Consider the following 14750-nt stretch of genomic DNA (forward strand, 5'->3'; position numbering starts at 1 on the left):
GCAGGGGGCTGTGGGTAACCGTTGGGCCCGTGCTCAGCGCACTCCCGGTAGTGTGGATGTGGTGAGAACGACCCCCGAATTGCTCGCAGCCATCGCCGCCGCCGCCGTGCCAAGTATCGCCCCGGTGGCGACCGGTCCTTCTCCCGATGACAACTCTGATTTCCGATCGTGCGTGGTCAAAGACACGCAGAACAAGCGGTGGCGTGTTCGCAGCCCGCTCAATGCCGAGGCCAGTATGCGGCTCGAAACCGAGCACCTGGTTCTGGGGGCCTTCACGCCGTCGGTGCGTGCCCACCTGCCGTTCCATTTGCCCAGCGTGGTGGGTTCGGTCGAGCAATCCGGGCTGCGCACATTCGTGTACTCACACCTGCCCGGGACCACGCTCACACTGGCTGAGATGTCCCGGCAGAACGAGAATCCTGTAGCGCCGTCACGGGCTCCCGCTCCCAGTGCTGAACCGCGCGCCCCCCTGGCGGTTCAGGTCGGCAGGTCACTGGCCGCCATTCATTCCCTGCCCCGGGCGCTGGTCATGGACGCCGACCTGCCCGCCTACAGTGCCGAGCAGTGCCGCAGCCGCATGCTGCACGACCTGGACCGGGCTGCGACTACCGGACGGATTCCCGGTCAGCTGTTGCGCCGTTGGGAACATGCGCTCGAGGACACCACACTGTGGCGGTTCTCGACCCGCGTGGTTCACGGTGACCTCCATGAAGACAACGTGATCGTGCACGAAGGTGCCCTGGGAGCCCTGACCGGCTGGAGCGACCTGCACGTGGGTGACCCCGCCGTAGATTTCGCGTGGCTCGTGGGCATGGCGAATTCGGAGTTCGCGGACACGGTACTTGAGGCGTACTCGGTCGCGGCCGTGCAACCACCCGACCGGCACCTGTTGCGCCGGGCCCATCTGGCCGCGGAGTTCGCTCTGGCCGAGTGGCTTGTGCGCGGTGTGGACCGCGGCATCGAGTCCATGGTCAAGGACGCCGAGCGGATGCTCAACACCCTGACGCTGGACGTGGAACGCACCGGTTCTCCAGCACCAGGAGTGATTCCGGAGCCGTCAGAGGTGGAGCCGGAGAAGGGATTGCGTCCAGAGGCTACGCCAGCCGTCGGATCCGGCTACCGCTCTGGCTCTGGCTCTGGCTCTGGCTCTGGCTCCATAGGATCGTCCGCTGCGCGCCCCCAGGATTAATTCCTACGCCGTAATAACTGCATTGCAGCCACGTTGACACCAAGGGATCTTGTCAGCCATGCACTTGATACATCGACTCGACGATCGCCTCCAGTTCCTGTTCCGTGGCGAGGTCGTGCGGGCGGACTTCCCTGTCCTCGGTCACGTAGTAGAAGGCGGCAGAGACATCGCTCAGGTCCAGTCCGTGCAACCGGGCGAATGCCAACCGGTAAAGCGCCAGCTGTCCTGACTTCCTGCGCAAATCCTGGCCGTGAGGCACTCGTCCCGTCTTCCAATCGATGAGGTCCCAACCACCGGAGTCCGTTCGGAAGACGGCGTCGATCCGGCCGCGCACGGTCACCGAGCCCACTGGCGTCTCCACCGGCAGCTCGATCGCGTACGGTTGACGATTCGCCCACTGGCTCGCGCGGAAGGTCTCGGCGAGCGCGGGCAGGTCGAGCTCTTCATCCACGTAGTCGTCGGCACCCGGCAATTCATCCATGTCGAAGATCGCCGAGTCACCGAAGAAATTCTCGACCCACGTGTGGAACGTCGTACCAGCGCGAGCCGCAGAGCCGGGTCGTGCGGGCATAGGACGGCGCAACCCCATGATGAAGGCTTCAGGGTTGGAGTCCATGGCGACCAGGGCGGACGCGGAGACGTGAGAGGGCATGTGCACGGTGTTGCGCTGTTCCACCGCGTCCCGCTTGGCGATGAGCAGTTCCGCCTCCCGCCGCCAGCGTTTGACGGTTTCCCCGTGCTCACCGGTTTCAAGTTGCTCCGCCGTGAACTCCCGGGTGGTATCGAAGCCACCTGTCTGGACCGCGTGGGCCGCACGGTCCATGCGTTCGCGCCGACCGCTGTGCACGGGCGTCGAGACCGTGAGCTTTTCCTGGCCGTCAACGGACCGCTCCTTGCGAACGATCTCCGGCCCCTCGAGGGGATCGTAAGGCCACAGCGCACTCAACACGGTGTCCGCCTGGGGATTGTCGGTGCCCGGCTCAACCTCGGCCCACTCCCCCAGCTCGAGACCGGGATGGGACTCCTCCGTCATGGCCCGTACTTCCTCCAGGAAGACCGACGGGTCATGCGCGGTTTTCGCGGTGCCTCGGAACACCGAACACGACAGTTCAAGTAGTGTTTTGGCTCGTGTGCAGGCAACGTAGGCCAGGCGGCGTTCCTCGGCTTCATCATGCGTGCCGGCGTCTGCCAGGAAGAGTTCGAACGATTCCTTGAGCGTTTCCACGTCCGTGGGATCAGCGTTCCACTGCGGCAGCTGTTGGGCATCACCACGCAGGGGCCACGGCAATTTTGAAGAGTCTCCGGTCCAGGCTGATTTCCGTTTCGAGGGAAAATCTCCCTGGTTCATCCCCGGCACGTAGACGTGATCCCATTCCAGGCCCTTGGCCGCGTGCACCGTCAGCAACTGAACGGCGTCGTGACGGGTCTCCCCCGGCGGGAGTTCCAACCCGTTTTCCTCGTGGGCGGCGGCCTCGAGCCACGCAAGGAAGGTCGCAACGTCGTGCGTGCGGGTAGTCGCGCTGAATTGGACGGCCTGGTCGTAGAAACTGTCCACGTTCTTTCGTGCCTGAGCGGGCGTCATGCCGGGGCTCGCGGCCAGTTCCACGTCCAAACCGAGAGTGGTCTCCACCTCATGGATCACAGAGGTGAGTTCGTCACCGAGCACCGACCGCAAATGGTTGAGTTCGGATCGAAGTATCTGCATCCTGCCCAACGCCTGGGGGCTGATGGAGCGACCACGGTAGGACACCCACGTTTCCGAGGGCAGCGTCTCAATGGCCTCAATCAGACTCGCCCGGTCCACGATGTCGCCTTCAACCACGGCAACTGCGGGTTCTTCAGCGGGTGATTCTGCGAGTTCTTCCGCGGAGAGTTCGGTTCGCTGCGCCGCAGCCGCGCGGGACCGAGTTTGCTCTAGGTGACCCGCCCAATCCCCCAGCGCCGCGAGATCCTTGGGTCCGATCCGCCAACGGGAACCGGCCAACAACCGCGCCAGTGCATCGGAACGTCCAGGGTCGGTCAAGACGTACAGCGTGGCCACAATATCTGCGACTTCGGGGGTGCTGAGGAGCCCGCCGAGCCCGACCACCTCGTACGGCACATCCAGCGCCTCGAGTTCCAAGCGGATCGGTTCGAACTGAGCCCGCTTCCTGCACAGAACAGCCATGGTGGGCATCTCGTCCAGCGGCTGTCCTTCGTGGGCGCGCCGCTGTTCCGCGATAGCCCGAGCCGTGGCCTGAGCCTCCTCCGAGTCTGTGACGTACCGGCTCACCCGCACAGTCCCGACCGTGGCATGGGGCGAGGGATCGAGCGGGGGCACCTGCACGGTAGACGCGGAACGATTCCACGGTGGTGGGGTACGCAGGGGCGCGGCAATCCGGTTGGCCGCGTCCAGGACGGACTGGCAGTTCCGCCAGGCCACCGTGAGGAAACTCGAATCCGCAAACGCAGCCGGCTCTTCGGAATCCCCGTTGCTGCGCGGAAAGTTCTCCACAAAGCTGAACAGCTGCCCCGCAGACGCGCCACGGAACCCGTAAATGGACTGCTGCGGATCACCCACGGCCATCACGCAGTGCCCGTCCCCAAAGAGTCCGGAGAACAGCTTGAGCTGAGCGTGGGAAGTGTCCTGGAATTCGTCCAACAAGACCACTTTGAAGCGGTCACGTTCGGTGGCACAGGCTCGAGGGTCTACATGCACGATCTCCGCCGCGAGCGCCAGCAAATCGCCGTAGTCCAGGGCAGATTCAATCGTCTTCACTCGTTGGAATCGCTCGACCAGTTGAGCGAGTAGTTCCGTGGTTTCCAATCTTTTGAGCGCATCTTGGATGGGCTTGGCAATCGCCTTTTTCCTACCGACCGGCGGAACATCCACACAGCTCATCCGGAACTGGTGGGCCCACTGCCCCACGTGGTGCGGCGAGACCAAATGCTCGGAGGACTCCGAGGCCAGACTCATCAATCCGGTCGTGAGCGTGGAGACCGCCGGCATGCTTTCCGGCAATGGTCCGTCCCAGCTCTCCACGAGTCGGTGCGCCAATTGCCACGCCTGCGCCTGACCCATGAGCACAGTATCCGCCTCGACCCCCAACCTGAGTCCGTAGCTGCGCACCAGCGAGTTGGCGTAGGAGTGGTAGGTGCTCACGGTGGGTTCTTGCGGCACAACCGGTTCATCGGAATCACCGGGCTCGGGTGCAAACGGCGACTCGTGGGGTGCCGCGACCAGTTGTGCTTCCGGCCCCAGCAGTCCCGCACGACGCAGTCCGCGCAGCTTGCCCTGAATGCGCTCGGCCAGTTCGCCGGCGGCTTTGCGGGTGAAGGTCACACCCAGTATTTGTTCCGGTTCCACGAGCCGATTGGCCACCAACCACGCCACCCGATCGGACATGGTGGTGGTCTTTCCGGACCCCGCACCGGCCACCACGAGCCGTGGCGTCAGCGGAGCTGAAATGACTTCGGCTTGCTGCTGTGTGGGAGGGAAATCCCCCAGTGCCTCGGCAATGTCGAAGGGAGAGTACTGGGGGGTGGTCATCGTTCGCTCACCTGTCGACCTTCTGCGCACAACGGACACACCCAGGGCAGGGTGCATCGCAAACCGAAATTGGACCCGTGTTCCGAATCGTGCCGGGCTTCGAACCGCGTTCCCGAGACCAGGTCCGCGGCACGGGTAATGAGGTCCCTGGCCCACAGATGCTCCGGATCCAGGGGCTGCTGGTTTTGGGTTCCCACTTTCTTGTTACTCGTGCCCAGTTGAACCAGCAGCGCTCCGCCTGGCTGGGCGATCACGGTTCCCTGGGGCAGTTCGATGGGTTCGGAACCGGCCTGCCGCACGGCGGCATCCGGATCCTCGCCGGCAGCCACGGCTCGTTCCCTGATCTCGACTTCGCGACGCATCTGCTCACCCGCCCCGGCCTGCAGGGCCACTTGGTAGGCCCCCAATTGCGGGTGGTTCTCGATCTTCTTGCTTGCCGGCTGGTGTTTGCCCGTCTTGAGGTCGACCACCATGTGATGGCCCTGAGCATCAACCTCTAATCGGTCCACGCGACCGCGCAGCAGAGCATCTCGGGCTTCCCCGCGCACGAGCACGTGGAAACTCCCTTCGACTCCCACCAGCTCGCGTCCGTCATCCTTGCGCGCATTGATCACATATTCCGCGAACTTGCGCAGCATGATCTCCGCGCGTTCCTGTTCCGTGTCGGTGATCCACCCGGGAGGCATACCCAGGCTCGGCCACCGGCGTCGCAGCTCCGCGATCAGTTCGGTGCTCGGAGCATCCGGCATGGTTTCGGCAATGTCGTGAACGAGGGTTCCTAGGCTCCGGCTGAAGTCGGTGACCTCCTCGGCCTTGGCCTCACTCACGAACCAGTCCAGGGGTGACCGGTGAATGGTTTCGATCTTCGACGGGGACACCGGAATCGGATCATCCGCAGCGAACAGCGGCTCGTCGCTACTGAGCGGGGCCCACCCCCACCATTCCTGCGGATCTGCGCCACGCACGGGCTCGGTAAGAGAGGTGAACTCGTGCAGCAACCGCGCTGCCGCTTCGCCCAGTTCGGGGGCCTCCTCGGCATCGAAAACCGTTCGACGCAGTGACCCCGTCAGCTGGCGCAAGGTCAGTGGCACCGGCGCCTCCAGATACTCCAGCTCATGCCCGGAGTCCTCCCCGCCCCATCCCGAGGCGACCAGGTCCAACAACTCTGAGGGCTGCTCATCCTGATTGGACACCGCCGAAACCACCAGCGAAGAGCTCGCACGCGAGACCGCCGTGGCGAACTGACGCAGCTCGTCGAATCGCACCTGACGCAACCGGTCCAAGGGCCCCAACCGGGCCGCCTGCTCCACCCCGAAATCCAAGGCATCGGTGAGGACATCTGTTCCGAGCAGCTGACCGCGCAGAGTCGTGTTGGGCCACACGCCCTGCTGGACTCCGGCCACGACCACGTGGGCCCACTGGCGCCCGGCGGACCCCGCCGGGGTCAAGATCGACACGTTGTCCTCCGCGGGAGCACGAGCGGCCAGCGTGTCCATGGGCAATTCCTGGTGCTCCATGTAATCCATGAAGGCCTGCGCCGTGGCCCCGGGTACCTGATCCACGAAACGCTCGGCGGATTCGAAGAGCCCGACCACGGCATCCAGGTCACGATCGGCCCGCACGGACTCCGCGCCACCCGAGATCGCTCGACGCCGCCACAGCTCGGCAACCCCCGACGCATTCCAGAGCGCCCACAAGACCGATTCGGCGGTGGCACCGGGGGTGGCCAAAGCCTCCTGCCCCGCGTGCAACATGTCCGCGATGCGGTGAGCCGGGCCCGACCGGACCCCGGCGGCCTCCAGCAGCACACCGTCAGTCAAGGCTTCAACCAGCAGTGTGTCACTGGTGCGTCCGCCGCCGGTGCTGAGTTCGTAGACACGCAGTCGCTGCCGGATGCGACGCACATCCATGGGCGAAGCCCCTCCCAACCGGGACGTCAACAGAGCGACCGCGGCCTCCGCGGTCAACAACCGCGGTTCTTCGTCATTGATGGCGGTTTCGCGGGTCTCAGCTCCATCGGGGCCGGAGGGCTTCCCTTGGGAGTCCAGCAAGAGCCGTAGTGCGTTGAGCAGCGGAATCACGGCCGGTTCCTCGCGCAAGGGCGTTTCGGCCGCGGAAGAGGTGGTGGGGACCCCGAGCGAAGACAGCTGCCGGGTCAACGACGACAACTGCGAACCGCTGCGCACGATCACTGCCATCTCCCGGTACGGCACCCCTTCCAGCACGTGGAGCCGCAGGAAGTGATCGGCACACCATCGGGCCTGAGCCGTGGGCGAGTCGAAGACCACCGCGCGCATCGAGCCCGTGTTCTCTACGGAGGACTCCGGCGCTCGGTTGATCCGGGCTCCGGCCACGACTGAAATCGCTCGGGCAACGCGTTGCCAGGCTTGATTGACGTCCGATGGGAGTCGATGAGTGAGGTCCAATGACATCCGACGTAGCGGGTACCGCTCCGTACCCACGCGGTCCTGCAGAGTACGCAGCAGGTCCGGGCGCGCGCCACGGAATCCTTGGACGGTCGTATCCGGGTTAGCCGTATAGATGGCATCCGCCCCGCGGGTCAGTACTCCGATCAAGCGGTAGACCGAGGGCGTTGCCTCCTGCAGATCGTCCACCAGAACGACACCGAGGCGCGCTCGTTCCTCCGCGAGGAACTCGGAGTTCTCCTCCAACACCCTGGCGGCACGGTCCACGAGCTCGGACGGGTCGAAGGCGTTGGGCATGCGCAGCGCACGCACTTGCTGGTACTCGGCACGAAACGCCGCTGCCGTGCGCCATTCCGGGTGGCCCAGCGGCTCGGCCCATGATGAGAGCCGCTCCGGCGGCATGCGGTATTCGTTCATGCGGTCGAACAGTTCGCGCAGTTGTCCCCTGAAACCCCGCGTCTGCAACGCGCGGTCCAGGTCCGCTGGCCACACCATTCCTGTCCCGTGCCCCGCGGTGTGTCCGCGCATCATGTCCGCGATGAACGCATCCTGTTCCGGACCCGACAGCAAGACGGGGGGCTCCATGACACCGGGGAGCAGACCTTGCGCGTGGGCTCGGCGCAACAGGTCGAAGGCGTAAGCCTGCCAGGCCCGCACGAGCGGCGTGCTGATGGTGGCTGCCGCGCGCTGGCTGATCGCATCGCGCAGCTCGGCGGCCTGAGTTCGCGTGGGTGCAAGCACCAGCATCGATTGCGGATCTGCGGCCGCGGCCAAACGCCGCACCACGAACTCCACGAGCGTGCTCGAACGACCCGTACCCGGCGCCCCCAACACCAGCACCGGGCCGTGTCCCGGTTCCAGCTCGGTCACGGCCCGCTGATGGGCATCCGGAGTGAACGTCCGGCCACTCCCCGTGACGGAGCGCGGCGGAAGGATCCGCCAGGGGGTCTCATGCTGCGTCTGCATGGTCCCATCACATCACGCCCGGCGGACACGCATAACGACACCGACGGACGGAGCCGGTAGCGTAAACACCATGCCTTCCCCGCAGCAGCACTCGCCGCACGATCAGCCGGCTCTCTTCGACGTCCCCGACACCGCGCAAGCCACCGATTCCCAGAAATCCGCCGAAGATCCCACACAGGACACGCTGTTCGACGTCGCGGAAAGTCCCGCACTTTCGACGCCCCAGGCGCCTCCCGCCGCACCCGCCCGACCGACGGTCCACATTCCGGCAGACAGTGAGCCCGGAACCAAAGCTTTTGCAGTGCCGGAGGGCACAGGTGCTGAGCCCGCACCGGTCGATCCCATGACGCCCTGGACCGCACTCCCCAGGGCGTGCTTCGACCTGGAAACTACCGGCCGCGATCCACAGACCGCCCGCATCGTCACAGCGTCGGTCGTCCTCGTGGCTCCCGACGGCGCCGTCGTCAGCGAGTGGGAATGGCTCGCCGATCCCGGCGTCGAGATCCCGGAGGCCGCCGCCGCGGTCCACGGGATCAGCACCGAGAAGGCGCGGGCCGAGGGACAGGCCGCGAGCGCCGTCGTCACCGAATTGACCGCCGTTCTGGCCGAACTGTGGGGGCAAGGCACCCCGGTACTCGCCTTCAATGCCGCCTACGACCTGACGGTCCTGGCTCGCGAGGGCGAGCGACACGGCGTGCCCTGGGTGGAGCCGTTTCCCGTGCTCGACCCGTTCATCCTGAACAAGCAGGTGCACAAATTCCGAAAGGGCAAGCGCACGCTGGGGGCCTTGTGCGAGGAGTACGGCGTGGTGCTCGACGCCGCTCACACCTCCGCCGCAGATGCCCTGGCCACCGAACGGTTAGCCGCGGCCATGGCTGAGAAATTCGCCGAACTGCAGGCCACGGCGAGCGAACTCCACAGGGCCCAAATCGGATGGGCCGCTGAGCAGGCGGCGTCACTGCAGGAGTATTTCCGACGCCGCGACCCGGACGCCGTGGTGGAAGGCACCTGGCCGGTCCACCACCGAGTTTGACCGAATGTTGAAGCCAAATCCGCCCAGTGTCCAGAAAGAACGACGGCGCCGCGCCCCGGCAAGGGACGCGGCGCCGTCGCCGTCGTGGGAGCCAACCACCTTTTGATGCGGTCTTACTGCACGGTAAACCGGTCTACCGTGGAGTAAACCCGCACCAAATGGCCCGCATCCCGCAGAAACGGAATCAGCCCCGCTCGGGCTGGGCCTCCGCAGCGGCCTGAGCGGCGGCGGGCAGTGCGGAGATGATCCGGTCCATGGCCGAGTCATCGTGGGCTGCGGACAGGAACCACGCCTCGAAGACCGAGGGCGGCAGGTACACGCCCGCGTCCAGCATCGCGTGGAAGAACGGGGTGTAGCGGAAGGTTTCCTGTGCCTTGGCGTCCGCGTAATTGTGCACGCCGGTGTCGCGAGTGCCGAACGCGATCGAGAAGAGGTTGCCCGCCTCCTGGATCGAGTAGTTCACGCCAGCGGTGTCCAGTGCCGAGCGCACGGCGTCACGCAGCTGCTCGGAGCGGCGATCGATCGTCTGGTAGGCAATGCGATCGGCACACTTGAGCGTGGCCAGGCCGGCCGCCATGGCGATCGGGTTACCGGACAGTGTGCCCGCCTGGTACACCGGACCGGTCGGAGCCAGATAGTTCATGACGTCCGCGCGGCCACCGAGTGCCGCGGTGGGCAGGCCGCCGCCAATCACCTTGCCGAACGTGAACAGGTCGGGGGTCCAGCCGCCCTCTGCCTCGTTAGTGAGACCCCAGTAACCGGCCTCGTGCACGCGGAACCCGGTGAGCACCTCGTCCAGGATCATGAGCGCGCCGTGTTCCTGGGTCACGCGGCGGATCTCGGCGTTGAAGTTGTTCTCCGGGGTCACCACGCCCATGTTGCAGGGCGCTGCCTCCGTGATCACCGCGGCGATCTCGCCCGGGTGATCCGCGAAGGCCTGTTCCAAGGCGGTGACATCGTTGTACGGCAGCACCAGCGTCTGGGATGACGTCGCTTCGGTCACGCCCGCCGAGCCCGGCAGGGCCAGGGTGGCCACGCCGGAACCGGCCTCGGCCAGCAGCGAGTCCACGTGACCGTGGTAGCAACCGGCGAGCTTGATGACCAGGTCGCGGCCGGTGAAACCGCGGGCCAGGCGCAAAGCGGTCATGGTGGCCTCGGTGCCCGTGGAGACCATGCGGATCTCCTCCACCGGGCCCACACGATCGACCAGCAGCTCGGCCAGTTCGGTCTCGCCGCGAGTCGTGGCACCGAAGGACAGGCCGCGCTCCACAGCCTCGTGCACCGATTCCAACACCACGGGGTGCGCGTGGCCCAGCAGTGCCGGACCCCACGAACCCACGAGGTCCACGTATTCGCGACCGTCCACATCGGTCAGGTACGGACCCTTGGCTGCGGAGATGAACGGAGGGGTACCGCCCACGGAGTTGAAGGCGCGCACCGGGGAGTTCACGCCGCCGGGCATCACGCGTTGAGCACGGTCGAACAGTTCTTGGGAGACACTCATGAGATCACTTGGTTCCTTCCACCGGGGATCTTCCCGGTCGTGTGTGCCGCGGCCGGTTGGGGGCACGCGCGGCGGCAGTCTGATTTAGTTCCCGTTGTCCTGGCGGTACCAGCGCGCCAGTTCGGCGGCGTAGTACGTCAAAATTGAATTGGCTCCCGCGCGCTTGATGGACAGCACGGACTCCTTGACCGCTGTGTCGCGGTCGATCCAGCCGTTACCCGCTGCGGCCTCGATCATCGCGTACTCACCGGAGATCTGGTACGCGGACACGGGCACCGGGGACACCTCGGCCACATCCCGCAGGATGTCCAGGTAGCTCATGGCCGGCTTGACCATGACCATGTCCGCGCCCTCGTCCAGGTCCAGTTGCAGCTCGTGCAGCGCCTCGCGACGGTTCGACGGGTCCATCTGATAGGTCTTGCGATCACCCGTGAGCGCCGAATCCACGGCCTCGCGGAACGGACCGTAGAACGCCGAGTTGTACTTGGCGGAGTACGCCAGCACCGAGACATCCTGGTAGCCGGCGGAATCCAGTGCCGCGCGGATCACGCCCACCTGGCCGTCCATCATGCCGGACGGGCCCACCATGTGGGCTCCGGCCTGCGCCTGGGCCACGCCCATTTCGGCGTAGATCCGCAGCGTTTCGTCATTGTCGACCACGCCGTCATCGTCCAGCACGCCGCAGTGGCCGTGGTCGGTGAATTCGTCCAGGCACAGGTCGGACATGACCACGATGTCATCGCCCACCTCCGCCCGCACCTGAGCAATGGCGTGGTTCAGGATCCCGTCCTCGTCGAGGGAGGCCGACCCCACGGCGTCACGGGTCTCCGGGATGCCGAACAACATGATGCCGCCCAATCCCAGCTCCACGGCCTCCGCTGCGGCCCGCTTGAGCGAGTCCACGGTGTGCTGAACCACTCCGGGCATGGACTGGATCTCCACGGGCTTGGAGATGCCTTCCTTGACGAACGCCGGCAGGATCAATTCCGCCGGGTGCACACGGTTCTCCGCGGCAAAGCGGCGCATGGCCGGGTTGGTGCGGAGCCTGCGCGGGCGTGACACCAGGTCGTACAGCGGTGCGTGTGAGCTCACGATGTTTTCTCCTCGGTCGAACTAGTGATCTTGAGTACATCTTCCAGGGCGCGATCCACGGCCGCCACCAGGGCTGCCGGACTCGGATCGTCGGCGACAAAGGGTGCAAGACCGCGGAGGCGCAGCGCGGCGGCGGTGGGCTCGCCAATGGCCACCCACTTCGTCTCATCGGGCGGTCGCGGTTGGTTGTCCAGCAGGGCAGCAACGCGCGACGGCGCCGTGGCCACCACCGCGCCGAACTCGCCGCGCGCGCACTGGTCGCGAGCGGCGTCGGCAGCCAGAACGGGTGGGTCCTGCGCGGAGCCGACGTCCGTGTGCAGACGTGTGGCCGCAGGTGCGGGGACCATCCGGTACGCGACGGCGGTCGTGACTTCGTAGCCGCGCTCGGTCAGCCCATCGGCCAGGGTCGGCGAGGCGAGCTCCGACGCGGGCACCAACGCGGCCTCCCCGGTGAATGCGGACGCGTCGGGCCATTCGGCCAGCATTCCGGCGGCGCTCTGTTCGCGCTGCGGGGTGAAGTCCACGCCGATCCCTGCCTTGCGCAAGGCCGACGCCGTGGCGCGACCGACCGCTGCGACGGACAGTCTGGGTGTGCTCGCCCGCGCTCGTTCCAGGGCGCCACCCCACCCCGGATCGGAAGCCACCGCAGCCAGTGCCAACACCGTGTTCGCGGACGTGACGGTGAGCCACGTGGGAACCTGAGGGCGAGCGGCCCGCTCGAGCACGGACCGCAGGGCAGTGGTGTCCTCCGGCAGCTGTGCCTCGAGCAGCGGGGCCACGCGCACGTTGTACCCGCGGTCCCGCAGTAGCCCCGTGAGTTCACGGGACGAAGCAGGATCGCGGGTGACCAACACGCGGGACATCACAGGGTCAACCGCGCCAATCGGTCGGCGCCGGCGGCCAAGAGTTCATTCGCGATCCGCACTCCCAGGGCGGCCGCTGCGTCCACGGACAGTTCGTCCGTGGCTTCCGATCGGCGCATGACCTCGGTGCCGTCCGGATTGGCGACCACCACGTCCAGGTGGAGATCACCGCCGACCACGCGGGCGTAGGTTCCCACCGGGGCCGCGCAACCGGCCTCCAGGCGCGCCAGCACGGCGCGTTCGGCCGTGACGGCCAGTCGGGTGGGCAGGTCGTCCACGGCGGCCAGTCCGCGGGCCAGGGGCGAGTCCTCGGCGAGTTCGCTCGAGACCTCGAGGGCCAAGGCGCCCTGTCCCGGCGCGGGCAGCATTCGTTGCGGATCCAGGTATTCGGTGATCCGGCCCTCCAGACCCAACCGTTTCAACCCCGACGCCGCCAGCACCACCGCGTCCAGGTCGCCCGGGGCCACTCGGTTGAGACGCGTGCCCACGTTGCCGCGGATATCGACAATTTTCAGATCGGGACGCAGCGCCCTCAACTGGGCCACTCGGCGCGGCGATCCCGTGCCCACCGACGCACCCTGCGGTAGCTCGTCCAGGGCGAGACCGTCGCGGGCGCACAGGGCATCGCGCGGGTCCTCCCGCTCGGGAAGCGCCGCGATGACCAGGCCCTGAACCGGCGCGGTGGGCAGGTCCTTGAGGGAGTGCACCGCCAAATCCACATCGCGATCCAACAGTCGAGCGCGCAACGCGGTCGCGAAGACTCCGGTGCCGCCCATTTGCGACAAGGGCCCGGTCAGCACATCACCCTCGGTGCGCACGGTGATCAGTTGGGGGCTCAGACCCGCAGCCGCTCCCAGGGCGTCTGCCGCGTAACCGGTCTGTGTCATGGCCAGCTGGGAACCACGCGTTCCGACCCTGAAGGTGCTCTCGGTCACCGGTACATCACCTCGCCCTGATCGTCCATGCCCACGGCTATGGGTTGATCCAGCGGGGTCTGTGCCACGGTGGGCCGCGGTGCCGACTGGCCTCGCAGGATCTTCTTGCAGCAGTCCGCGGGACAGTTGTCGAACCAGGTGCCCTGCCCGCACGCCGAGACGCGCGGCGGTGCCGTCTCGGTGCCGAGCCGCTGTTCGATGGCGTCCGCGAGCGCTCCCACGAACGCGGGGTGCGTTCCCGCGGTGGCCACTCGTTCGAAAGCGATACCGGCCTCGGCCGCGGCGTCCTTGGCTTCGGTGTCGAGGTCCCACATGACCTCCATGTGATCGGACACGAAGCCCACCGGCACAACGGCCACACCCCGGACTCCGGACTCGGGCAGCGTCTCGATCACATCACAGATGTCCGGTTCGAGCCACGGGATCTGCGGCGGGCCGGAGCGGGACTGGTAGACGAGCTGCCAGTTCACGTTGTCCATGGCGTCGCCCAGCTGAGCCACGATCCAGCGTGAAGCGGCCAGGTGCTGGGCCACGTACGCGGAGTTCTCCTCGAACTCGATGCGTTCAGAACCGGAAGCATGGGCATCGGTGTCCGGGACGGAATGGGTCGTGAAGAGCACCTCCAAAGGGCCCTCCGCCGTGCGTTCGCGCAGCTTGGCCAGGGCGTCCCGCAGACCTTCCACCGAGGGGGTCAGGAACCCCACCTCGTCGAAGTACGGGCGCACCTTCTCCACGTGCAACGTGTCCGCCAGACCGAGTTCTTCCAGCCCCATGCCGTAGTCCTCGCGGTACTGTCGGCAGCTGGAATACCCGGAGAACGCACTGGTGGCCAAGATCAACAGGTCCCGGTAACCGCGGTCGTTGCACTCCGTGAGCACATCGGCCACGTAGGGGTCCCAGTTGCGGTTGGCCCACAACAGGGGAACATTCAGGCCGCGGCGGCGCAGCTCCGCTTCCAGCGCGTCACGCAGCGCACGGTTCTGGGCGTTGATGGGGCTCACGCCACCGTTAGCGCGGTAATGGGTGGCCACTTCTTCGAGGCGCTCGTCCGGGATACCGCGACCACGGGTGACGTTGCGCAGGAACGGGATCACGTCGTCCTGGCCCTCGGGGCCACCGAAGGACGAGAGGATCACGGCGTCGAAGGGGCGGGGCTCAGCGGCCCGAGCGGCGCTCAGGGCATTGGTGGTTTGCTGGTCGGTGGGTGTCATGC

The 14750-nt window shown here is 66.4% G+C and carries 9 protein-coding genes; 2 read left to right on the forward strand and 7 right to left on the reverse strand.

Features of this window, described 5'->3' with window-relative positions; translation table 11 throughout:
* Positions 1–61: 61 nt before the first annotated feature.
* Positions 62–1189 (forward strand): macrolide 2'-phosphotransferase, encoded by a 1128-nt coding sequence (locus CKW39_RS07040; protein WP_254049320.1) that lies wholly within the window; start codon positions 62–64, stop codon positions 1187–1189.
* 52 nt (positions 1190–1241) lie between these two features.
* Here the strand turns inward: CKW39_RS07040 and CKW39_RS07045 are convergent, their stop codons facing one another.
* Positions 1242–4718, reverse strand: a complete 3477-nt coding sequence (locus tag CKW39_RS07045) for an ATP-dependent DNA helicase (RefSeq protein ID WP_095797429.1) — start codon at positions 4716–4718, stop codon at positions 1242–1244.
* Positions 4715–8110, reverse strand: coding sequence for an ATP-dependent DNA helicase (locus CKW39_RS07050; RefSeq protein WP_095797430.1), 3396 nt, complete (start codon positions 8108–8110; stop codon positions 4715–4717). Before CKW39_RS07050 ends, CKW39_RS07045 begins: the two co-directional genes overlap by 4 nt.
* Before the next feature lie 343 nt (positions 8111–8453).
* Between CKW39_RS07050 and CKW39_RS07055 the strand changes: the two genes are divergently transcribed.
* Positions 8454–9143 carry a 3'-5' exonuclease gene (locus CKW39_RS07055; protein ID WP_095797569.1) on the forward strand — a complete coding sequence of 230 codons (690 nt, stop codon included), beginning with the start codon at positions 8454–8456 and terminating at the stop codon, positions 9141–9143.
* A gap of 184 nt (positions 9144–9327) precedes the next feature.
* Here the strand turns inward: CKW39_RS07055 and hemL are convergent, their stop codons facing one another.
* The 5 genes from hemL to CKW39_RS07080 all read right to left on the reverse strand — a co-directional run bounded on the left by hemL (position 9328) and on the right by CKW39_RS07080 (position 14748).
* Positions 9328–10647, reverse strand: a complete 1320-nt coding sequence (gene hemL / locus CKW39_RS07060; protein WP_095797431.1) for a glutamate-1-semialdehyde 2,1-aminomutase — start codon at positions 10645–10647, stop codon at positions 9328–9330.
* An 84-nt stretch (positions 10648–10731) separates the two neighbouring features.
* Positions 10732–11739 carry a porphobilinogen synthase gene (gene hemB, locus CKW39_RS07065; protein ID WP_095797432.1) on the reverse strand — a complete coding sequence of 336 codons (1008 nt, stop codon included), beginning with the start codon at positions 11737–11739 and terminating at the stop codon, positions 10732–10734.
* Positions 11736–12602, reverse strand: a complete 867-nt coding sequence (locus CKW39_RS07070; protein WP_095797433.1) for a uroporphyrinogen-III synthase — start codon at positions 12600–12602, stop codon at positions 11736–11738. Before CKW39_RS07070 ends, hemB begins: the two co-directional genes overlap by 4 nt.
* Entirely contained in the window at positions 12602–13537 is a 936-nt protein-coding gene (gene hemC, locus CKW39_RS07075) for a hydroxymethylbilane synthase (protein WP_095797434.1), read from the reverse strand. The genes CKW39_RS07070 and hemC overlap by 1 nt, the downstream gene beginning before the upstream one ends.
* Entirely contained in the window at positions 13534–14748 is a 1215-nt protein-coding gene (locus tag CKW39_RS07080; RefSeq protein WP_095797435.1) for a ferrochelatase, read from the reverse strand. Before CKW39_RS07080 ends, hemC begins: the two co-directional genes overlap by 4 nt.
* Between the last annotated feature and the right edge of the window lie 2 nt (positions 14749–14750).

This window comes from Kocuria sp. WRN011, from assembly GCF_002295155.1.
Lineage (GTDB): Bacteria > Actinomycetota > Actinomycetes > Actinomycetales > Micrococcaceae > Kocuria > Kocuria carniphila.